The organism is Cupriavidus sp. GW821-FHT02F09, assembly GCF_059421605.1.
The window spans coordinates 1-19872 of record NZ_JBWKVH010000074.1 but is presented as its reverse complement, the minus strand read 5'-3'; the positions used below and the strand labels follow the sequence as shown (position 1 = coordinate 19872).

General features: G+C 68.1%; 21 protein-coding genes. 14 read left to right on the top strand and 7 right to left on the bottom strand.

The genetic code is table 11. The annotated features are described in order from the left end of the window. The first annotated feature begins 202 nt into the window (after nt 1–202). Both AC07XB_RS37825 and AC07XB_RS37820 read left to right on the top strand, forming a co-directional pair. Complete coding sequence (locus tag AC07XB_RS37825; protein ID WP_492376793.1) at nt 203–871, top strand: DUF484 family protein; 669 nt, start codon at nt 203–205, stop codon at nt 869–871. Further along, on the top strand, nt 871–2028 hold the full coding sequence (locus tag AC07XB_RS37820) for a tyrosine recombinase XerC (RefSeq protein ID WP_492832862.1): 1158 nt from the start codon (nt 871–873) through the stop codon (nt 2026–2028). Before AC07XB_RS37825 ends, AC07XB_RS37820 begins: the two co-directional genes overlap by 1 nt. Here AC07XB_RS37820 and AC07XB_RS37815 read toward each other — a convergent pair. Then, entirely contained in the window at nt 2025–2984 is a 960-nt protein-coding gene (locus AC07XB_RS37815; protein ID WP_492376794.1) for a transcriptional regulator GcvA, read from the bottom strand. The genes AC07XB_RS37820 and AC07XB_RS37815 overlap by 4 nt on opposite strands. Nucleotides 2985–3214: 230 nt before the next feature. On the opposite strand from AC07XB_RS37815, the gene AC07XB_RS37810 reads away from it, so the two are divergent. The 9 genes from AC07XB_RS37810 to pcp all read left to right on the top strand — a co-directional run bounded on the left by AC07XB_RS37810 (nt 3215) and on the right by pcp (nt 11265). Continuing rightward, on the top strand, nt 3215–3574 hold the full coding sequence (locus tag AC07XB_RS37810; protein ID WP_492376791.1) for a DUF2917 domain-containing protein: 360 nt from the start codon (nt 3215–3217) through the stop codon (nt 3572–3574). A 167-nt stretch (nt 3575–3741) separates the two neighbouring features. After that, complete coding sequence (lipB, locus tag AC07XB_RS37805; protein ID WP_492832860.1) at nt 3742–4473, top strand: lipoyl(octanoyl) transferase LipB; 732 nt, start codon at nt 3742–3744, stop codon at nt 4471–4473. 43 nt (nt 4474–4516) lie between these two features. Then, nucleotides 4517–5512 (top strand): lipoyl synthase, encoded by a 996-nt coding sequence (lipA, locus tag AC07XB_RS37800; protein WP_492376790.1) that lies wholly within the window; start codon nt 4517–4519, stop codon nt 5510–5512. Between the two features lie 676 nt (nt 5513–6188). Further along, nucleotides 6189–6839: a 5-oxoprolinase subunit PxpB gene (gene pxpB / locus AC07XB_RS37795; RefSeq protein WP_492376545.1), complete on the top strand. Its 651-nt coding sequence runs from the start codon at nt 6189–6191 to the stop codon at nt 6837–6839. Further along, entirely contained in the window at nt 6836–7858 is a 1023-nt protein-coding gene (locus AC07XB_RS37790) for a 5-oxoprolinase subunit C family protein (RefSeq protein ID WP_492376544.1), read from the top strand. Before pxpB ends, AC07XB_RS37790 begins: the two co-directional genes overlap by 4 nt. Nucleotides 7859–7962: 104 nt before the next feature. Then, nucleotides 7963–8703 carry a 5-oxoprolinase subunit PxpA gene (gene pxpA, locus AC07XB_RS37785; RefSeq protein ID WP_492376543.1) on the top strand — a complete coding sequence of 247 codons (741 nt, stop codon included), beginning with the start codon at nt 7963–7965 and terminating at the stop codon, nt 8701–8703. A 125-nt stretch (nt 8704–8828) separates the two neighbouring features. Then, on the top strand, nt 8829–9566 hold the full coding sequence (locus AC07XB_RS37780; protein ID WP_150992661.1) for a DUF969 domain-containing protein: 738 nt from the start codon (nt 8829–8831) through the stop codon (nt 9564–9566). Nucleotides 9567–9569: 3 nt separating this feature from the next. Beyond that, nucleotides 9570–10520, top strand: coding sequence for a DUF979 domain-containing protein (locus tag AC07XB_RS37775; protein ID WP_492376542.1), 951 nt, complete (start codon nt 9570–9572; stop codon nt 10518–10520). 70 nt (nt 10521–10590) lie between these two features. Beyond that, nucleotides 10591–11265: a pyroglutamyl-peptidase I gene (pcp, locus tag AC07XB_RS37770; RefSeq protein ID WP_492376541.1), complete on the top strand. Its 675-nt coding sequence runs from the start codon at nt 10591–10593 to the stop codon at nt 11263–11265. 8 nt (nt 11266–11273) lie between these two features. Here the strand turns inward: pcp and AC07XB_RS37765 are convergent, their stop codons facing one another. The 5 genes from AC07XB_RS37765 to AC07XB_RS37745 all read right to left on the bottom strand — a co-directional run bounded on the left by AC07XB_RS37765 (nt 11274) and on the right by AC07XB_RS37745 (nt 16259). Then, nucleotides 11274–12548, bottom strand: a complete 1275-nt coding sequence (locus AC07XB_RS37765; RefSeq protein ID WP_492376540.1) for a VanZ family protein — start codon at nt 12546–12548, stop codon at nt 11274–11276. An 11-nt stretch (nt 12549–12559) separates the two neighbouring features. Beyond that, nucleotides 12560–13198, bottom strand: a complete 639-nt coding sequence (locus tag AC07XB_RS37760; RefSeq protein ID WP_492376548.1) for an ABC-type transport auxiliary lipoprotein family protein — start codon at nt 13196–13198, stop codon at nt 12560–12562. A gap of 111 nt (nt 13199–13309) precedes the next feature. Beyond that, nucleotides 13310–14251 carry an MlaD family protein gene (locus tag AC07XB_RS37755; RefSeq protein ID WP_492832857.1) on the bottom strand — a complete coding sequence of 314 codons (942 nt, stop codon included), beginning with the start codon at nt 14249–14251 and terminating at the stop codon, nt 13310–13312. Continuing rightward, nucleotides 14248–15141 carry an ABC transporter ATP-binding protein gene (locus AC07XB_RS37750; protein WP_492376538.1) on the bottom strand — a complete coding sequence of 298 codons (894 nt, stop codon included), beginning with the start codon at nt 15139–15141 and terminating at the stop codon, nt 14248–14250. Before AC07XB_RS37750 ends, AC07XB_RS37755 begins: the two co-directional genes overlap by 4 nt. Beyond that, the gene (locus tag AC07XB_RS37745) at nt 15138–16259 is read right to left on the bottom strand and encodes an MlaE family ABC transporter permease (protein WP_492376547.1); all 1122 of its coding nucleotides are present in this window, start codon (nt 16257–16259) and stop codon (nt 15138–15140) included. Before AC07XB_RS37745 ends, AC07XB_RS37750 begins: the two co-directional genes overlap by 4 nt. Nucleotides 16260–16400: 141 nt before the next feature. On the opposite strand from AC07XB_RS37745, the gene AC07XB_RS37740 reads away from it, so the two are divergent. From AC07XB_RS37740 to AC07XB_RS37730, 3 genes are all read left to right on the top strand, one after another. After that, nucleotides 16401–17291, top strand: a complete 891-nt coding sequence (locus AC07XB_RS37740; RefSeq protein ID WP_492832855.1) for a biotin--[acetyl-CoA-carboxylase] ligase — start codon at nt 16401–16403, stop codon at nt 17289–17291. Continuing rightward, on the top strand, nt 17288–18130 hold the full coding sequence (locus AC07XB_RS37735) for a type III pantothenate kinase (RefSeq protein ID WP_492376536.1): 843 nt from the start codon (nt 17288–17290) through the stop codon (nt 18128–18130). Before AC07XB_RS37740 ends, AC07XB_RS37735 begins: the two co-directional genes overlap by 4 nt. A 67-nt stretch (nt 18131–18197) precedes the next feature. Next, a complete protein-coding gene (locus tag AC07XB_RS37730) occupies nt 18198–18920 on the top strand; it encodes an SPOR domain-containing protein (protein WP_492832853.1) in 723 nt (240 codons plus the stop codon). A gap of 27 nt (nt 18921–18947) precedes the next feature. Here the strand turns inward: AC07XB_RS37730 and rfaE2 are convergent, their stop codons facing one another. Beyond that, nucleotides 18948–19442, bottom strand: a complete 495-nt coding sequence (gene rfaE2 / locus AC07XB_RS37725) for a D-glycero-beta-D-manno-heptose 1-phosphate adenylyltransferase (protein WP_150992681.1) — start codon at nt 19440–19442, stop codon at nt 18948–18950. Between the last annotated feature and the right edge of the window lie 430 nt (nt 19443–19872).

Below are 19872 nucleotides of genomic sequence, written 5' to 3'. Positions count from 1 at the left end.
TGCCGACGCAAAGAAGAGTGACCGGCAGCCCCCGCAGGGGGATGTCGTATGGCTGTTGGGTGCAAAGGCCAACGCCGATAGAGACGAACCAACGAGCCCACACATCCGAGCCCTTGCGCCCAAAAACCAACGCCGACCACTCCCCCAAAATTTCCCCCTAACCATTTGCTACACTGCCCCCCAAACAATCCGGTTGAAGCCAATGAACGCCCAAGAAGTTGCCTCCTACCTGCAGACCAATCCCCAGTTCTTCGAAGACAACGCCGAACTGCTGGCCGCGGTGCAACTCACCAGCCCGCACAGCCACCGCGCGGTGTCGCTGCAGGAGCGCCAGATGGAAATCCTGCGCGAGAAAAACAAAGGCCTGGAGCTGAAGCTGGCGGACCTGGTTCGCCACGGCCATGACAACGACCGCACCCAGCAGCGCATGCACGCCTGGCAGTTGCGCTTGCTGGCCGAGGCGGACTCGCACGCGCTGCCGTATGCGGTGCAGGACGGCCTGCAGCAAGTGTTCGACGTGCCCGGCGTGGCCCTCAAGCTGTGGAATGTGGCGCAGAGCTACGCGCACATGGAAGTGGCACAGGGCGCGAGCGAAGACGTCCGCCTGTTTGCCGAGGGCCTGCGCGCGCCGTATTGCGGCGCCAACAGTGGCTTCGAGGCCGCGGCCTGGCTGGAGCGCGACGATATCGCCTCGCTGGCCATGGTGACGCTGCGCGTGCCCACGCGCGACGCCGGGACGCTCGGCGCGGCCTTTGGCTTGCTGGTGCTGGGCTCGCCCGAGCCGCGGCGCTTCCACGAGGGCATGGGCACGGCCTACCTGGCGCAGATCGGCGAAGTGGCCGGTGCCGCGCTGAACCGCCTGCGCGACTGATGGAGCCGAGCCGCGCGCGCAAGGCCGCTTCGCCCGCGGCGAAGAAGCCGGCCGCGCGCAAGGAGGCCGCCGAGGCGCCACTCGACAAGCCGCCGCCCGATCCGGTCGTGCTGCGCTATCTGGAGTGGCTCGCCAGCAGCCGCAAGCTGGCTGTCCACACACTGACCAACTACGCCCGCGACCTGTCTGTGCTGCAAGCGCACGCCGCACGCCATGCGCCGGGCATTGCGCTGTTGTCGCTGCAGACCCACCATATCCGCGCCTTTGCCGCGCGCATGCACGGCGGCGGCCTGGCCGGCACCAGCATTGCCCGCACGCTGTCGGCGTGGCGTGGTTTTTTTTTGTGGGCCGCGCGCCATGGCCTGGGCGTGCAGGCCAACCCGGTGGACGGCGTGCGCGCGCCAAAATCCGGGCACCGGCTGCCCAAGGCCTTGTCGGTGGAGCACGCGGTGGCGCTGGTCTCGCACAACGCGGGCGACGGCGCCGAGGGTCGGCGCGACCAAGCTGTCTACGAGTTGTTCTATTCCAGCGGCCTGCGCGTGTCGGAGCTGGTGCAGCTGGACGCGCGCTATGCCGAGGATGGGGAATACCGCTCCGCCGGCTGGATCGACATGGACGGCGCTGAGGTCACGGTGATCGGCAAGGGCTCGCGACGGCGTACCGTGCCTGTCGGCAGCAAGGCCATGGAAGCGCTGCGCGCGTGGCTGGCGGTGCGCCCGGAGCTGCTGCGCCCCGGCGCGCTGCCCGATGATGCGCATGCGCTGTTCCTGAGCGTGCGCGGGCGGCGCTTGCCGGCACGTACGGTGCAGTTGCGCATCAAGCAGCAGGCGATCCGGGCCGGCGTGCCGACCGACGTGCATCCGCACATGCTGCGGCACTCCTTCGCCACCCACGTATTGCAATCCTCTGGCGACCTGCGCGCGGTGCAGGAAATGCTCGGGCACGCCAGCGTGGCCACCACCCAGATCTATACCGCGCTGGATTTCCAGCACCTGGCCAAGGTCTACGACAAGGCGCACCCGCGCGCGGGCAGGGCGCACTCAGGGCCGGCGCCAGTGGTTGCTCCGGTAGTTGCCCCGGTGGCCGTGCCGAAGGCCGCGGATGAGGGCAAGGACGCCGAAGTCGCAAAAGACGCAGAAGCCGGCAAGGGCGACTAGCCCTCCCACTGCGCCAGGATGCCCCGGAAGGCTTCCATCTCCGGCAGCAGCCAGGCGCGGAAGGCCTTTACCTTGGGCGCTTCCAGCATGCCTGCCGAGCAGACGAAGTAGAGCAGCCACGGGCAGGTAATGCTCACATCGAAGAGCCGCACCACGCGCCCCGACAGCAGGTCGTTATAGGCCAGCGACGAGCGGATCAGCGCAATGCCTTGGCCCGCGGCGGCTGCCTGCAGCAGCAGCGAGGAGTCCTCCAGCAGCAGGCCCTTGCGCGGCTCCGGCCAGTCCAGGCCGGCAGCTTCGAACCACGGCTTCCACGGATCGCCCTCGCCGCGCAGCAGCGACATGCCTTCCATGTCCTGCGGCCGTGCCGGCAGCTTGCCGCCGTTGAAGGCCGGGCTGCAGACCGGGAAGAACACGTCGTCCAGCAGCTTCTCCACATACAGGCCGGGATAGTCGCCGCTGCCCATGCGCAACGCGATGTCGACTTCCTCGCGCCCGAAATCCACCAGCGTGTTGGACGACAGCAGCTCCACGTCCAGCTCGGGGTGCTGCTCGATAAAGCTGCCGATGCGCGGCGTGAGCCAGCGCGCGGCAAACGACGGCATGGTGCTGATGGTGAGGCGCTTGTCGCGGTTCCCGGCCTGCAGCGCACGGGTGGCATCGGCGATCTCCAGCAGGGCTTCGCGCACGCGCCCGGCGTAGGCCCGGCCGCCGGGTGTCAGGGTCACACGCTTGCCGTTGCGCTCGAACAGGGCCTGCCCCAGCTCTTCCTCCAGCGCGCGGATCTGGTGGCTGACCGCGCCGTGGGTGACGAACAGTTCGGTGGCCGCGCGCGAAAAGCTCTCGTGGCGGGCGGCTGCCTCGAACGCGCGCAGCGCGGTCAGCCCCGGCAGGCGCGGCAGCTCGCGATGCCAGCCACGTGGCAAATCTCTCTCCCATGCTCCCTTCAGCGCCATCATCCACCTCGTCTTATGTGAGCGTACCTAACAAGAACAAGGAAAATATATCGTTTTGGAAGAGGACCGGCAATCACTAGAATGCAATGCATCGGGGCGCTACCCGCACCGGTGCCGATCCAGTACCAGGCAAGACCAAGCATAAGCCCGCCAGGGCTGAGCTGATCGGCGGCCGCCCATTCCGGGCAAGCGGGCGAGGCAGCCGACGATGTCAGCGAAGGATGCCCAACATGAAAACATTGCTCACAACGACCCTGTTCACCCTGAGCCCGGGCGAAGTTACCTCCCTTTCCATCCACGCCGGCCAGCGCCTGCGTGTGGAAGAGGCCACGGGGACCGACGTCTGGGTCACCCGCGAAGGCGATTCGGAAGACTACTGGCTGCGTTGCGGCGGTAGCCTGCTGCTTAACAGCGGCGACGAAATCACGCTGAGCGTGGACCCGCGCGCGGCAGAGCCGGTACGGCTGGCCCTGATCGCTGAAGCCCGCCGGCCGGCAACCAATGTGTCGCACCTGGTGGCGCGCATGGCGCGGCGTTTGGTTCGAGGCACCGAGTGGACGCCTAACCAGGACCAGGTCACGGCCTCCTGAGCCAGCGGATACCGATGCAGATGGCCGCGTGCGTGGCCATCTGCGGCTGATCCATTCCAGGCCGGCAAGCAAGGACGCAGCGCCAACGTCATAAAGACACACCGAAAGACACACCAGAAAAGGGGCGGCCTCCTGTGAGATCCGCCCCTTTTCGCTAAACTGCCGGGATGCAATCGATACAAGTCATCGAGCAGGGCCGGCAAGAGTACGAACCCTGTTTCGACGCGATGCGCGCCTTTACCGCCGCACGCACCCCCGACACTCCCGACCAGATCTGGCTGGTCGAGCATCCCCCGGTCTATACCCTCGGCCAGGCGGGAGATCCTGCGCATGTTCTGGCCCCTGACGATGCGATCCCCATCGTGCGGATCGATCGTGGCGGTCAGGTCACTTATCACGGTCCTGGCCAGGTCGTGGCCTATCTGTTGCTCGACCTGCGCCGCCGCTACCTGATGGTGCGCGAACTCGTCCATGCGATCGAGCAGGCCGTGCTGGATACGCTCGCGGCGTATAATCTCGCAGCCGAACGCAAGCCCGGCGCGCCTGGTATCTACCTTTCCGAAGGCCAGCACCAGGGCGCCAAGATCGCCGCGCTCGGACTCAAGATCCGCAATGGCTGCAGCTATCACGGCGTCAGCCTCAACGTGCAGATGGACCTCGCGCCCTTCCTGCGCATCAACCCCTGCGGCTATGCCGGCCTGGAAACGGTCGACATGGCAACGGCGGGCGCCACCTTCGCGGTGGCCGATGCGGCGGGTGCGTCCCGCTTGCCCGTGACCGCGGCACAACAAGCCGATATCGCGCGGCGCCTTGCGGCGGCGCTGTGTGAAGTGCTGGCAGAGGCGCAAGAGCGCGCCCTGGCGGCCCAACGGAATACCGCCGCGGCCCTGGCCACTTAGTCATCCAGCCGAATATGCACGCACCGCGCGTGCGGAGAACTCTATGAGCGACGCCCTGATCGCCACTTCCAGCGAAGCCCCGCAACCCCAGGCGGAGCAGTACGACCCGACCCGCAAGCAGAAGTCGGCGGACAAGACCGCGCGCATCCCCATCAAGATCGTGCCGGCCGAGAAGCTCAAGAAGCCCGAGTGGATCCGCGTCAAGGCGGCCACGGGCAGCTCGCGCTTCTATGAGATCAAGGACATCCTGCGCGCCAACAACCTGGTGACGGTATGTGAGGAAGCCAGCTGCCCGAACATCGGCGAGTGCTTCGGCAAGGGCACCGCCACGTTCATGATCATGGGCGACAAGTGCACCCGCCGCTGCCCGTTCTGCGACGTGGGCCACGGCCGTCCCGATCCGCTGGATGCCAACGAGCCGGGCAACCTGGCCCGCACCATCGCCCAGCTCAAGCTGAACTATGTGGTGATCACCAGCGTTGACCGCGACGACCTGCGCGACGGCGGCGCCCAGCACTTTGTCGATTGCATCACGCTGACCCGCGAGCTGTCGCCGGCCACCCGTATCGAAGTGCTGGTGCCGGACTTCCGCGGCCGCCTGGACAAGGCGCTGGACATCCTGCAAGCCGGCCCGCCGGACGTGATGAACCACAACATGGAAACCGTGCCCCGTCTGTACAAGCAGGCCCGCCCGGGCGCCGACTATGCGCACTCGCTCAAGCTGCTGCAAGAGTTCAAGCGCCGCAATCCGGCCGTGGCCACCAAGTCCGGCTTGATGGTGGGCCTGGGCGAGACCGACGAGGAAATCCTCGAAGTCATGCGCGACATGCGCGCCCACGACATCGACATGCTGACCATCGGCCAGTACCTGGCGCCGTCGGGCCACCACCTGCCGGTGATGCGCTACGTGCATCCGGACACCTTCAAGATGTTCGAGGCCGAGGCCTACAAGATGGGCTTCACCCATGCCGCCGTGGGCGCCATGGTGCGCAGCTCCTACCACGCGGACGAGCAGGCGCATAAGGCCGGGTTCGCCTGAGGTCGAACGGGCCAAAACCCCGCGCCATGACGACGGCTGTCGCTCCCTCTCCCCTCAGGGGGAGAGGGCTGGGGAGAGGGGTGGCTTAGCTAGGAGCCACTTGAAGCGGAGCCCTCGGTTTTGTCCAGCACGACGGCATAACGAGCGCCCGCCCTCTCCCCCGCCCCCTCTCCCGCAAGCGGGAGAGGGGAGACCACCCAGCGCAGGGTCAACGTTGTGAGCAGTTCGATCGGCCGGTATCCACCCGGCCGTTTTTTCGCCCGCGGCACCCCGTTGCGGGCCCTCCTGGCGTTGCATTCGCGCCACGGCCAGCCAAGTTTTCCTGAAATCTCTCCTCTCCGGCAAGTCTGGCCCGGTGTGTCCGCGCGCACCCATATCGAGCAGGGCCGGTGCGACGCAAGCGCCGCACCGGGCGCTCCTGCACCGGATCCAATCGCCGCGTCCGGCACCCGCACCGAGGCGGTGCGCCAACGCTATCCCGCATGAAGACGTAGCACCTCGTGCCTAGGGTCAACACCTAGCCACAGCATCTTCTTGTTTGGTTATTATGAATTTATCGATAAATCATCGATGAAATAGCGATCTCACTCTCGGACCCGTCGCAGCCGGCACCGCGCCTGACTAGTACAGCGCGCCCGCCTACACTGCAAGACAGGTCCCCCCGCTGGTGCCGCCCATGACCCGATGTTCCGTTCACCGCCTGGCCGAGCAAGCACTGCTGTGCAGCGTGTCCCCGCCGGCCTCGCTAGATGTACAGCGACGTATCTGGGCCATGGCCCAGCGCGCGGCCGAGTGGCGCGGCGTGGTCGATGCGGTGCCGGGCATGAACAATCTCACCGTGGTGTTCGATCGCGAAGCCGATCCCGAAGCGCTGGAACGCAACCTGAAGCTCGCCTGGGCTTCCGGTGAAGCGCGTGCCGCCACCGGCAAGCTGGTCGAGATCCCGGTGCGCTACGGCGGCGAGCATGGCCCCGACCTGGCTGAAGTCGCGGCGCACACGGGCCTTACGGTGCAGGAAGTGGTACGCCGCCACAGCGCGGGCGAGTACGTCGTCTACTTCCTCGGCTTCCAGCCCGGCTTTGCCTATATGGGCGGCCTGGACCCGGCGCTGGCCACGCCGCGCCGGCGCGAGCCGCGTTTGTCCGTGCCCGCGGGCACGGTCGGCATCGGCGGCGAGCAGACCGGCATCTACCCGGCAGCCGCCCCCGGCGGCTGGCAATTGATCGGGCAAACCACCAGCCAACTCTTCCTGGCAGACCGCGATCCGCCTTCCCTGTTCGCGCCCGGGGATACCGTGCGCTTTGTCGTCGAGGCGCTGCTGCCATGATCGAAATCACCCGACCCGGCGCGCTGGCCTCGGTCCAGGACCTTGGCCGTCCCGGCTTTCGCCGCTTTGGCGTGGGCACCGCGGGCGCGCTCGATGCCGTCGCGCTCACCATCGGCAACCGCCTGCTGGGCAATCCGGCGGGCGACGCCGCCATCGAATTCACGCTGGGCCGCGCCGCCGTGCGTTTCCATGCCGACATGCGCGTGGCGCTGACCGGCGCCGAATGCCGGGCCAACCTGGACGGCGTGCCGGTCTGGTCGTGGCATGCCTTCGACGTGCGCCGCGGCGAAACGCTGACGCTGTCGGCGGCGCAGGGCGGCACCCGTACCTATCTGTGCGTGGCGGGCGGCATCGCTGTCGCGCCGGTGATGGGCTCGCGCAGCACCGACCTCAAGGCCGGCTTTGGCGGCCTGGGTGGCCGCGCCCTGCATGAAGGCGACCGCCTGGATGCGGGCCGGCCCGGCGTAGCCGAGGACAGCGACTGGCTGGGCGTGCAGGCGCCATCCTGGGCGCTGCCGGTGAAGAAGCTCGGCGACGCGATGCCGATCCGCATGTTGACCGGCATCGAGTACGAGGATTTCGACGCCGCCGCGCGCGAAGCGCTGTGGCAGTCCGACTGGATCGTCACCCCCAACAGCAACCGCATGGGCCTGCGCCTGCAAGGCCCGGCCCTGGCGCGCCAGCCCGAGCGCGCGGCCGAGCTGCTCTCGCATGGCGTGCTGCCGGGCGTGGTCCAGGTGCCGCCGGCCGGCCAGCCCATCGTGCTGATGGCCGACGCGCAGACCACCGGCGGTTATCCCAAGATCGGCGTGGTGATCGGCGCCGACCTGTGGCGGCTGGCGCAGGTGCCGCTGGGTGCGCCGGTGCGCTTCGTGCGCGTCACGCTGGATGAGGCCGCCGCGGCGCAGGCCGAGCTGGACCGGTACCTGCAGCAACTGGACCAGGCGCTGCAGTGGCAGGGTGACGGCATGGCGATCGCCTCGCGGCGGCGCACGCGTACCCGCGCTGCCGTGGCCTGAGCCGCCAAACGCGCAACGACGGAACCTCAGAACGACCGAACGACAGAAACGACAGCAACCCCAAAACCTCAACACAAGCCGCAAGACCGGTGAGGAGCAACGCAATGCATATCGACCTGAACGCCGACCTCGGCGAAGGCTGCGGCAACGACCGCGAATTGCTGGGGCTGATCAGCTCGGCCAACGTGGCCTGCGGCTGGCACGCCGGTGACGCCGCCACCATGCTGCAGACCGTGAAGTGGGCGCTGGAGCAGGGCGTCGCCATCGGCGCGCATCCGAGCTATCCCGACCGCGAGAACTTCGGCCGCACCGAGATGCAGCTCGATCCCGAGGTGGTGTACGCGAACACGCTCTACCAGATCGGCGCCCTGGCCGCGCTGGTGCGCGCCCAAGGCGGCCAACTGGCCCACGTGAAGGCGCACGGCGCGCTCTACAACCAGGCAGCCAAGGATCCCAAGCTGGCCGACGCCATCGTGCGCGCGGTGCGCGACTTCGACTCCGACCTGGTCTTCTTCGGCCTGGCCGGCAGCGTCATGGTGAAGGTGGCGCGCGAAGCCGGCCTGAAGGTCAAGGAAGAAGTCTTCGCCGACCGCGGCTACAACCCCGACGGCTCGCTGGTCAAGCGCGGCACGCCCGGCGCGCTGCATGAGGACGAGAACGTGGCACTGGGCCAGACGCTGGACATGGTGCGCGAGCAGCGCGTGCGCGCCATCGACGGCACCTATGTATCGATTCGCGCCGAAACCGTGTGTCTGCACGGCGACGGCGCACACGCGCTTGCCTTTGCGCGCCGCATCCGCGAGCGGCTCGGCGCCGAAGGCATCGCAATCCGCGCCGGAGTCTGAGGGGCACGCCACACCTAACGGACGCGCCCCCAGGCTTCCGGTTTTCACTGTGCCCCGCGCGGGTGTCGAGCAGCATGACGCGACGCGAGGGCACTCGCCTCCATCACACTCTATTGGTGTCTCTCATGGAACAGGCAGTCAACCTCTGGCCCCTAGTCGGGGTCGGTATCATCATCCTTGGCTTCGTGCTGCGCTTCAACCCCATGATGGTGGTGGCGCTTGCCGCCATCGCCACCGGGCTGGCGGCAACCATGCCGGTCATGCAGATCTTCACGGCGATCGGCACCGCCTTCGTCAAGACGCGCAACCTGCCGCTCATCATCCTGCTGCCGCTGGCGGTGATCGGCCTGCTCGAGCGCCACGGGCTGCGCGAGCACGCGCAGGCGTGGATCTCGCGCATCGCGTCGGCCACCGTGGGACGCCTGCTGATCGTCTACCTCGGCGTGCGCGAGCTTACCGCCGCGGTGGGCCTGACCAGCCTCGGCGGCCATCCGCAGATGGTGCGCCCGCTGCTGGCCCCGATGGCCGAAGGCGCGGCCGAGACCCGCTTCGGCAAGCTGCCCGAGCCGATCCGCCAGCGCGTGCTGGCCTTCTGCGCGGCCACCGATAACGTCGGCCTGTTCTTTGGCGAAGACATCTTTGTGGCCTTCGGCGCCATCGCGCTGATGCACACCTTCTTGCTGTCGTCCAACATCGACGTGGAACCGCTGCATATCGCCGTGTGGGGCATCCCCACCGCGATCTGCGCCTTCCTGATCCACGCCGTGCGCCTCAAGCGCCTGGACATGTGGCTGGAGCGCGAAGTGGGCGGCAAGTCCGCTGCAACGGCTGGCGCTGCCTCGGCGGCCAAGAGCGGGGAGTAAGCCATGATCATTTCCATCGACTATCTCTACTGGCTCGCCGGCCTGGTGCTGGCCATCACGGCGTTGATGACTTTCGCCGACCGCGACCATCCGCGCCGGCTCAGCACGGGTTTGTTCTGGGCGCTGTATGCGCTGGTCTTCCTGATCGGCGACAAGCTGCCGCCGGCCATCGTCGGCATCGGCGCCGTGGTGATGGCGCTGATCGCGGGCTTTGGTGGCGTGGGCCACGGCAAGCACGGCACGCTGCCGGAGGCCGAGCGCCGCGCCTCGGCCAAGCGCCTGGGCAACAAGCTGTTCATCCCGGCACTGCTGATTCCCCTGGTGACCGTGATCGGCACGCTGCTGTTCAAGGACGTGAAGGTCGCCGGCCTGGCGCTGCTCGATCCCAAGAACGTCACCTTCGTCTCGCTTGGCATTGGTTGCCTGGTGGCGCTGGGCGTGGCGTGCTGGCTCACCCGCGACACGGTGGTGCAGGGCGTGCGCGAATCGCGCCGGCTGACCGAGTCGCTAGGCTGGGCGCTGGTGCTGCCGCAGATGCTGGCCATGCTGGGCCTGGTGTTCGCCGATGCCGGCGTGGGCAAGGCGGTGGCGCACCTGACCACGGCCTATATCAACATGGACTACAAGCTCGTGGCCGTGGTGGTGTATTGCGTGGGCATGGCGCTCTTTACCGTGATCATGGGCAATGGCTTTGCCGCCTTCCCGGTGATGACCGGCGGCATCGGCGTGCCCATCCTGGTGAACATGTTCCACGGCAACCCGGCGGTGATGGCGGCCATCGGCATGTTCTCCGGCTACTGCGGCACGCTGATGACGCCGATGGCGGCCAACTTCAACATCGTGCCGGCCGCGCTGCTGGAGCTTGATGACAAGAACGCCGTGATCCGGGCGCAGGTGCCAACCGCGCTGATGGTCCTGGTGGCCAATATCGTGCTGCTGTATTTCCTGATGTAAGAACGCGGCCCCGCCGCGAATGATTGGCCAGGGGCCCGGGCAACCGGGCTTCTTGCCGGGAGTCCCTGCCATGCGTACCGTGCTGCTGACCGGCTTCGAGCCGTTCGAGAGCGAGCCCATCAATCCTTCCTGGGAAGCGGTGCGCGCGCTTGACGGCGTGCGCATCGGCAACGGGCCCGATGACCTGGACGCCGCGATCGTTGTCGCGCGCCAGTTGCCCTGCGTGTTCGGCGCCGCCAACGATGCGCTGGCCGACCTGCTCGACGCGATCAATCCCGTGCTGGTGATCGCGGTGGGGCAGGCGGGCGGGCGCCCTGAGATGTCGGTGGAGCGCGTGGCGATCAATGTCGACGATGCGCGCATCGCCGACAACGCGGGCGCGCAACCCGTCGACACGCGTATCGCCGAAGAAGGCCCGGCGGCGTATTTCTCCAGCCTGCCGATCAAGGCCATCGTGCGCGACATGCGCGCCGCAGGCGTGCCCGCATCGGTGTCGCAGACCGCGGGCACCTTCGTCTGCAACCACGTGTTCTACGGCTTGATGCACCTGCTTGCCACGCAAGGCGTGCCTGCCGGGATCCGTGGCGGCTTCATCCATATTCCCTATTTGCCTGAGCAGGCGGCGCGCCATCCGGGGCAGCCCAGCCTGTCGCTGGCGTTGATGATCGAAGGCATCCGCTGCGCGGTGACCACGGCGCTTGCCACCACCAGCGATATCCGCGAGCAGGGCGGCCAGACGCACTGAGGCGCCGCTCAGGCGCCCGGAGGCGTGGCATCCTCCCGATTGTTGCCATCGCCGCTGCCATCACTTGCGCGCGCCGCCAGCCGCTTCGCCTTGCGGCGCGCACGCCGCAGGCTGCGGCGATCCAGCTGGAATTGCTCGAAGCGCCAGATCAGGTAGCACAGCGCCACGAACGGCCACATCCACCCCAGCCATTGCGACAGGCTGTTGAAGTGGATGAAACGGCCTAGCCGCCAGCCCTGCTCCGAGATCCAGGAGTATGGATTGGCGGGCAGCAGGTTGGACAGCATCACCAGCAGCATCAGCGTGGCGAGCGCCAGCGCGCCGCGCAGCCAGCGCGGCAGCCGCAGCAGCAAAACCAGTACCAGCGAGCCCGTCAACAGGGCAAAGCGGCCGCCTTCGGACAGCCAGTTGAAGGCGTTGTCGTCCGGGAACTGCATCTCGGCCACCACCGCCTTGAGCAGCAGCGCGCTGGCCAGCAAGGCCGCCAGGATGCGCAGCATCGGCGCCTGCCTGCGCATGGCGATCGAGGCAAACAGCCCGGTGCCCACCCAGCCGCATCCGGTAACGAGTGACTCCAGCAATTGCTGCCCTTGCACGTCGTCCGGCCGCAGCAGGCTGATGTTCTCGATCAGGTCGGGCAGCCCCGGGAATACGCCTTGCAGCCACTGCACGGGCCAGGAATCGGGGTCGGTCAGCCACTCGCGCACGATCGCGCCCATGCCGAACAGGTGATCCTGCGGGAAGATCTGCGCGAACGGCCACAGCAGGATCAGGATGATGGCAAAGCTGGCGTGCGGCTCGAACCACGCCATGCGCAGCTGGCGCAGCGAGCCGCGATCGATCAGCGCGGCCGAGAAGGGCGCCACCGCGGCACCGCCCAGCAGTGCGCCCAGCGCGTTGGTCATCAGGTCGATATTGGACGAGACGCGGTTGGGCAGCCAGGTCTGCAGCGCTTCCATGGTGCCCGACAGCAGCGTGCCCGCCACCAGCGCCAGCAGCACGGCGCGCACGCCGGAGATGCGCGGGTGCAGGGATAGCACCACCAGCGCGCCAAGCGGGCAGTAGCCCAGCACGTTGGTGATGAGATCGAACCCGGTCAGGTAGCGGGGCTTGGGCGCGGTGATGAAGGCCAGCGCAGAGATGCCGTTGTCGGTCCAGCCCGTGAACGGGTACAGGCTGCCATAGACCACCAGCAGGGCGAAGCACAACAGCCCCACCCGCGCCAGCGGCGAGTGGCGCGGCGGCGGTGGCGGGGGAACGAGCGGCGCGGGAGCCGATGCCATGCGCGGCCCGCTTACTGCAGCGGCAGCGTTGCCACCCAGTCCAGGATCGCCGCAATGGCGGCATCGCTGCCGGTGGCCAGCGCCTTGACGCCGCCGGCGCCATCGGCCGTGGCGGCGGGCTGCGCCACCACGAAGGTCTTCTGCCCGATCAGCCCGCTGCGAAATACCGTGGCGCGCACGCGGATCACGCCGCGGCTGGCGCTGGCGCTGTCGAACACCTGCTCGAACTCCAGCATGTCGATCTTGAGCGCCGGCGCGGTCGTGTCGCCGAACCACGTCAGTGCGCCGCGCGAGGCCACGGCTTCGCGCAGGCGGTCGTCAAACAGGCGCACCGGCGACATCACCCAGCGCTGCGTGGCATAGGGCTGCAGGCGCTCCGCCTGGGCGTAGTGCAGCCGGTAGTACAGCGAGTTGCCGTCCAGCCAGGTAGGGCCATCGGTCTGCGCCACGCGCATCTTGGGCAGGTGCGCGGCGTCAGGTGCGGCTCCTGCCGGCGGGCCCAGATCGTAGGTGATGGTGGGCGCGGAAGGCGTCAGGGCACAACCGCCCAGCAGCAGGCAGGCCAGCGCGACGCCGGCGGCCAGCCGGCGCGGCAGGGCGAAGGTGCCGGGTGTGTCGCGTCCGTCCGGCCGGGTTTGGGCATTGCGCATCATGATGTGCCTTGGTTTGCTCGAAGGATTCGCAGCGCCAGCCTGGCGGGCCAGGCGTGGTGTGCGTGCGGCGAGTGCGTAGGTGCGCGGCATGAGAGCATGCGGTCCGCGTCAGGGGGCCTGGAAGCCGGGCTCGCCCGGGCCCGGCACGGTGGGAGAGCCGCCAAACAGCACGCTGCGCGGGCTGTCGTTGAACTGGCTGGCGGCGCGGTCGATGCTGCGCATGGTCTGGCGCGCATCGCGCGCGAGCCCGTTGATCTGCGGCAGCGTGTCTTGCGAGACGCCGCCAGCGGCCGACTGCACGGAATCGGCGGCGCCCTGCAGGTCGCGCCCGACGCGGTCGACGGTGCGCATCACGGTACCGTCGGGGCTGGCCAGTTCCTGGGTGAGCCGCCGCGTGGAGGCCAGCGTGGCGTTGAGGTTTTCGGTCACCTGCGGCAACTGGCGCACGGCTGGCGCGATCGAGCTGGCCAGTTGCGAGTAGTCGTCGGCGGTCTTGTGCACCGAGCGGATCGCCTCCATCAGGTCGCGCCGGTTGTCGGCCTGGAACATGTCGTTGAGCGAACCCATGATCGTTTCCAGTTGCGTGAGCAAGCTGTCGCCGCGCTTTTCCAGCTCCTCGAAGAAGCCGGCCCGCATGATGATGCGCGCCACCGACTTGGAGGAGGTGGCCAGGTGCGGCGACGGCGTGCCGCCTTCCTGCGCGGTGGTGTCGTCGAGCTGCACGTAGCCGATCCCGGTCACGCCCTGGAAGCCGAGCGTGGCATAGGTGGTGTGGGTGATCGGGGTGTCCTGGTTGACGCTGATGCGCACGATGATCTGGCCCGGCACGGTCGGATCGAAGCGGATCGACACCACCTTGCCCACGTCCAGCCCGCGGTACTTGACGTCGGCCTGCGGCCCCAGCCCGTTGACGGTGGAGCGGGTGATCAGGTCATACGGCACGCGCACCGCGTGGTCGCTGCTGAACCAGAAGATCGCGAACAGCACCAGGATGGCGAGTCCAATCGTGAACACGCCGGCCAGGAAGGCGTGTGACTTGTTTTCCATCATGCTTCTCCAGATTGCGGGCCTGCGGGTGTTGCCGCATGCGTTGCCGCGCGTGCCGCGTCCGGCAAGGCCGGGAGCGCCTGCATGGCGCGCTGCCCGCGCTCGCCCAGGAAATACTCGTGGATGAACGGGTGGTCAATATGCACCAGTTCCCGGATCGGCAGCGCGGCGAGTACCTTGTGGTCCGCCAGCACCGCGACGCGGTCAGACAGCGCCACCAGGGTGTCGAGGTCATGGGTCACCATCACCACGGTCAGGCCCAGCTCGCGGCGCAGTTCGCGGATCAGTGCCACGTAGTCGTCCGAGGCCATCGGGTCCAGCCCGGCGGTGGGCTCGTCCAGGAACACCAGTTCCGGCTCCAGGGCCAGGGCACGCGCGAGCGCCACGCGCTTGATCATGCCGCCGGACAGGTCGGACGGCATCTTGTCCGCATCCCGGGCCGACAGCCCCACCAGTTGCAGCTTGAGCAGCGACGCCGCGCAGATGAGATCGTCGGGCAGGGTGCGAAGTTCACGCAGCGGCAGCGCGATGTTGTCGATCACCGACAGCGCGGAGAACAGCGCGCCGCGCTGGAACTGCAGGCCCCAGCGGTTGCGCAGGGCTTGCAGCCGGGCCGCGTCGAGCTTGGTCAGGTCCTCGCCGAACACACGGATGGTGCCGGAGGTGGGCCGCTCCAGCCCCACGATCTGGCGCAGCAGCACGGTCTTGCCGCTGCCCGAGCCGCCGACGATGGACAGCACTTCGCCCCGATGCACATCGAGGTTGAGGTGGTCGTGCACAACCGCCTCGCCAAAGCGCTTGACCAGGTCGCGTACCTCGATCACGGTGGTGCGCGGGGCGTGCTGCACGGTGCCCGAAGGCGGCGTTGCGGTGGCGGTCGTGGCGGTAGTCATAAGCCGATGTCCTTGAACAGGATGGCGAAGATGGCATCGGCCACGATCACAACGGTGATCGAGGTCACTACCGAGGCGGTGGTGCCTTCGCCCAGGCTGCGCGTGTTGGGCTCGATGCGCAAGCCGAAATGGCAGGCGGTGAGCGCGATCAGGATGCCGAACACCACGCCCTTGCCCAGGCCCATCCACAGGTTGGCCACCGGCACCGCATCGGGCAGCGCGCGCAGGAAGAAGGCCGCGCTGATATCCAGCTGGAAGTGCGCGGCCAGCATGCCGCCGGTAAGCGCCAGCACGTCGGTCCACGCCACCAGCAGCGGCATGGCGATGGCCAGCGCGATCACGCGCGGCATGATCAGCCGGAAGCCGTGCGAGATACCCATCACGCGCATCGCATCGAGCTCCTCGGTGACCCGCATCACGCCGATCTGCGCGGTGATGGCCGAGCCCGAGCGCCCGGCAATCAGGATGGCCGCCAGCACCGGGCCCAGCTCGCGGATCACCGCCATGCCGAGGATGTTGACGATAAAGATGCTCGCGCCAAAGGTGCGCAGCTGGTTGGCCGACAGGTACGACAACACGATGCCGATCAAAAAGCCGACCAGCGCCGTGATGCCGAGCGCCTTGTAGCCGACGTTGTAGATATTGGCCGAGATCTCGCGCCAGGGGCCGCGCTGCGGCGCGCGCGCCAGGCGCAGCAGGTCGAAGGCCAGCTGGCCCAGCATGGTCACGCCATTGCCGAGCTGCGAGAACATTGACAGGATCGAGGCGCCGAACAGGGTCACCGGATTGAACCGGTCCACCATATGTTTCTTCCAGTTCTCGCGGCGCAGCCCGGCGATGCGGGTAAAGACGCGGCGCTGGGCCTCGTTGGCTTCCAGCTTCTCGGGCAGCTTGCCGCCCCAGGCCTGCCACATCAGCTGTGCGCCGATGTGATCGAGCCGGGCGAGGCTTGCCAGCGACCAGTGCGCGTCCGCGGCGATCGAGTGCAGCTCGTTGCGCAGCGCGCGGGCGCGGTGGCAATCGGAGAGCGCGAGCGCTGTCCAGTCGCCGCGCAGTTGCACGGTTTGCGCTCCGTCCGCGCGCGTCACTTCTATGGCTGGCGTGGTAGGGCTTTCCAAAGCAGGGGGAGAAGTGATGGGCAAGTCCCGATTCTATGCCACCCGCAGCGTCAGCGGGCGTGCGCAGCGCCTCGGCCGTGGATTCGCACGGCTACAATGCGTAGCTGCTTGTGCCCATTGTGCTGTCCATCGCCGAAACGCATGTCCGCTGACAAATCCTTGCCCACGCCAGGCCCGACCCCTGCGGCCGCCGCTCCCGCGCAAGCCTGGCGCATCGACCCCGACCGCCTGCGCGCCGCGCTCACCGGCCCCGCGCACGGCTGGACCCTCGGCGTGGTCGACGAGACCGGCTCCACCAATGCCGACCTGACGCTGGCCTGCCGCAGCGCGCCGTGGACCGAGTCCGCCACGCTGCGCCTGGCCTATCGGCAGACCGCCGGGCGGGGCCGCCAGGGGCGCCCCTGGCAAGGCCAGGCGGGGCTGACGTTTTCGGTGGCGCTGCCCTTGCCGCTGGCGCCCTCGCAGTTGAGCGGGCTGAGCCTGGCGGTGGGGCTGGCGCTGGCCGAGGCGCTGGGCGACTGCGACGCGCGCCTCGGCGGCGCCGTTGGCCTGAAATGGCCTAACGACCTGCAGATCGACGGCCGCAAGCTGGCCGGCATCCTGATCGAGTCGGTGCCGGCGGGGCCACAGCGGGTCTGGGCCGTGGTCGGCATTGGCCTGAACCTGGTGCGCGATGCGCAGATGGAAGCCGCGCTCGGGCGCAGCCTGGCTGGTGTGACCGAATTCCTGCCGGGCTGCGATCCCACCGTGCTGCTGGCTGCGGTGCTGAACCGGCTCGCGGTGATGCGCGAGGATTTCCTGGCGCAGGGCTTTGCGCCGATGGCGCCCCGCTGGTCCGCGCGCGACGCCTATCGCGACCAGCCGGTGCGCCTGCTGCACGACGGCCGCGTGCAGGCCGAAGGCCTGGCGCGCGGCGTTGACGGCGACGGCCACTTGCTGCTGGAAACGCCCTCGGGCCTGGAGCGCATTGCCAGCGGCGAAGTGTCGCTGCGTTTGGCGGACAAAGCGGCGGACAAAGGGGCAGGCGCATGAGCGGCACCAGCGCCGGTATGCCGCGAGTTCCGCAACTGCTGATCGATATCGGCAACACCCGCCTGAAATGGGCCTGGTGCGACGAGGCCTGGTCCGGCGCCGTGCTGCACGAGACGCCATTGCCCACGCCCTGGCCGCACGGCGGCGCGGTGGCCCACGGCGAACTGGCCACGCTGGTGGCGCAATGGGCGTCGCTGCGCGCGCCCGGCGCGCAGCCGCTGGTGTGGGTCAGCAACGTGGCTGGCCCGGCCATCGCGGCCAGCCTGCAAGCCACGCTCGACACCGTGTTCGGCCCCGGCATCGGTGTGAACTGGGTACGCTCGGGCCCGCGCTTCGGCGGCCTCGTCAACGGCTACCGCGAGCCCACGCAGCTCGGCGTCGACCGCTGGATCGGCAGCATCGGCGCGCGCTGCTACCGCCCCGAGGGCGCTTTGCTGATCGTCACCGCCGGCACCGCCACCACGCTCGACGTGGTGAGCGCGCAGGACCGTTTCGAAGGCGGCCTGATCCTGCCTGGCCTGGACCTGATGCTGGGCGCGCTGGCGCGCAACACAGCGCAATTGCCGTCCCTGGACGTGAGCGATGCCGGGCTGGCTACGCCCTGGGCCGACAACACCCGCGACGCTATCGCCGCCGGCTGCCTGGCGGCCCAGGCCGGTGCCGTGGAGCGCACCTGGCGCGCGCTGTGCGAGCGCGGGCCGGTGCGCTGCTTGCTCTCCGGCGGCGCTCGCCATGTGCTGGCAAACGCGCTCTCCATGCCGTTCGAGATGCACGATAATCTCGTGTTGCTCGGCCTGCATGTGATGGCCTCGCAAAGCCCGGTCGGCACAGCGGGCTGAACCGCATCACACAGCATCACACCGCATCGCCTCTTCACCCCGTCGCGCCACCCCTGCATCGCCCCCAATGCTCCAACGAAGCCTTTTCATCCTGCTGGTCCTGGTCAATGCGCTGCTGCTGGCTGCCGTGCTGGGCGCGTTCGGCCCACAGCCGCTGGCCGGCTGGCTGGAAAGCGCGCGAGAGCCCGAACGCGCTGCCCAGCAGGCGCGCGCCGAACGCTTCCGACAGATGCCACAGGCAAGCGGCAAGCGGGCGGCATCCGAGCCCGCCACTGCGGCAGCCGCAACCACAACCACAACCGCAGCCACTCCCCAAGCCGCCGCGCCAGCCATGGCTTGCGTCGAGATCGGTGGTTTCAACGGGGAGCTGGTGCGCAAGGTGGCCGATGAGCTGGCCGGCGCGCCGCCCGGCGCCTGGCGCGTGGAACAGTTCGAGCGGCAGGAGCAGGCGCGCTGGTGGGTCCACCTGCCGCCGCAGGCCTCGCGCGAGAACCTGCAGCGCAAGCTCGGCGAGTTGCGCCGGCGCAATATCACCGATGTATCGGTGGTCAGCGCCGGCTCGCCGGAAACCTATACGGTGTCACTGGGCTTGTTCCAGGAGCGCGAGCATGCCGAGCATTTCCTCGACAACCTGCGCGAGCACGGCGTGCGCACCGCGGTGCTGACCGATACGCCGCATCCGCTGACGCGCCAGTGGCTGCGCGTGCGCAACGCCGACGCGGCACTGCGCACGCGGCTCGACGAGATGCGCCAGCGCTATGGCGCGCAGGACTTGCTGACCTGCACCTGAGCCGCGCGTCAGCGCTTGCTGCTTCGCTCAGCTGCCCTGGCGTACCTTGGACAGCAGCTTGGTGGTGGAGCGGTCGTGCAGGAACGCGATGGCATGCGCCTGGCCGCCCCAGCTGCGCACCAGGCGGGTTTCTTCCAGCGTATCGATGTCGTAGTCGCCGCCCTTGACATAGATGTCCGGGCGCACCAGCCGGATCAGCTCGACCGGCGTTTTCTCGCGGAACATCACGACCAGATCCACCGATGCCAGCGCCGCGATCAGCGCCATGCGATCCGATTCGTGGTTCAGGGGACGGTCGTCACCCTTGCCGAGCATGCGCACTGACGCGTCGCTGTTGACGCCGACTACCAGGCTGGCGCCCAGGGCCTTGGCTTGCGCCAGGTAGGTGGCGTGGCCGCGGTGGAGGATGTCGAAGACGCCGTTAGTGAAGACTAGCGGGCGGGGGAGGGTGGCTAGTTTTTCTGCTAGCGCGGTTGGGTTGTCGGGGGGGACTAGTTTGGATTCGAAGGTTGGGGGGGGCATGATGGAGGTGTTGGGGTAGCCAGTGGGTTCTGCGATTGTCTTCGGGTGAGGGAGCAACTTCAATGTCAACTGCTTAACTGCAACGGCTTAACGTCAAAGGCAAAGGCTGAAAGTCAAAGGCAGTTTCACCGCCCCTGCGGGGAGGCGACCTACTTTCTTGTCTCGCCAAGAAAGTAGGCAAAGAAGCGACCCGGATGGGGAGAAAGACTCCTCGTCGACAGGCAAAAAGAGCGGCCGGGGGCCAAACTCACATCGCCTTAAGGCGATGCTCAGACACGGCCCCCTCTTTTCCGCTCTTTTCGCCTGCCGACGAGGCGCCCCATAACGGGAGATGAAAGACAGACGGCTCGCTTCGCATCGCGGGCGGGTGATTGCCGCCTGGGGGCGGCAATCACGGCTACACCGAATGGTGATTTGATCCCCACGACCA

Bases quoted from the DNA above. Each gene is read 5' to 3' on its own strand.
- AC07XB_RS37825 (WP_492376793.1), top strand. From the start codon at position 203: ATGAACGCCCAAGAAGTTGCCTCCTACCTGCAGACCAATCCCCAGTTC.
- AC07XB_RS37820 (WP_492832862.1), top strand. From the start codon at position 871: ATGGAGCCGAGCCGCGCGCGCAAGGCCGCTTCGCCCGCGGCGAAGAAG.
- AC07XB_RS37815 (WP_492376794.1), bottom strand. From the start codon at position 2,984: ATGGCGCTGAAGGGAGCATGGGAGAGAGATTTGCCACGTGGCTGGCAT.
- AC07XB_RS37810 (WP_492376791.1), top strand. From the start codon at position 3,215: ATGAAAACATTGCTCACAACGACCCTGTTCACCCTGAGCCCGGGCGAA.
- lipB (WP_492832860.1), top strand. From the start codon at position 3,742: ATGCAATCGATACAAGTCATCGAGCAGGGCCGGCAAGAGTACGAACCC.
- lipA (WP_492376790.1), top strand. From the start codon at position 4,517: ATGAGCGACGCCCTGATCGCCACTTCCAGCGAAGCCCCGCAACCCCAG.
- pxpB (WP_492376545.1), top strand. From the start codon at position 6,189: ATGACCCGATGTTCCGTTCACCGCCTGGCCGAGCAAGCACTGCTGTGC.
- AC07XB_RS37790 (WP_492376544.1), top strand. From the start codon at position 6,836: ATGATCGAAATCACCCGACCCGGCGCGCTGGCCTCGGTCCAGGACCTT.
- pxpA (WP_492376543.1), top strand. From the start codon at position 7,963: ATGCATATCGACCTGAACGCCGACCTCGGCGAAGGCTGCGGCAACGAC.
- AC07XB_RS37780 (WP_150992661.1), top strand. From the start codon at position 8,829: ATGGAACAGGCAGTCAACCTCTGGCCCCTAGTCGGGGTCGGTATCATC.
- AC07XB_RS37775 (WP_492376542.1), top strand. From the start codon at position 9,570: ATGATCATTTCCATCGACTATCTCTACTGGCTCGCCGGCCTGGTGCTG.
- pcp (WP_492376541.1), top strand. From the start codon at position 10,591: ATGCGTACCGTGCTGCTGACCGGCTTCGAGCCGTTCGAGAGCGAGCCC.
- AC07XB_RS37765 (WP_492376540.1), bottom strand. From the start codon at position 12,548: ATGGCATCGGCTCCCGCGCCGCTCGTTCCCCCGCCACCGCCGCCGCGC.
- AC07XB_RS37760 (WP_492376548.1), bottom strand. From the start codon at position 13,198: ATGCGCAATGCCCAAACCCGGCCGGACGGACGCGACACACCCGGCACC.
- AC07XB_RS37755 (WP_492832857.1), bottom strand. From the start codon at position 14,251: ATGATGGAAAACAAGTCACACGCCTTCCTGGCCGGCGTGTTCACGATT.
- AC07XB_RS37750 (WP_492376538.1), bottom strand. From the start codon at position 15,141: ATGACTACCGCCACGACCGCCACCGCAACGCCGCCTTCGGGCACCGTG.
- AC07XB_RS37740 (WP_492832855.1), top strand. From the start codon at position 16,401: ATGTCCGCTGACAAATCCTTGCCCACGCCAGGCCCGACCCCTGCGGCC.
- AC07XB_RS37735 (WP_492376536.1), top strand. From the start codon at position 17,288: ATGAGCGGCACCAGCGCCGGTATGCCGCGAGTTCCGCAACTGCTGATC.
- AC07XB_RS37730 (WP_492832853.1), top strand. From the start codon at position 18,198: ATGCTCCAACGAAGCCTTTTCATCCTGCTGGTCCTGGTCAATGCGCTG.
- rfaE2 (WP_150992681.1), bottom strand. From the start codon at position 19,442: ATGCCCCCCCCAACCTTCGAATCCAAACTAGTCCCCCCCGACAACCCA.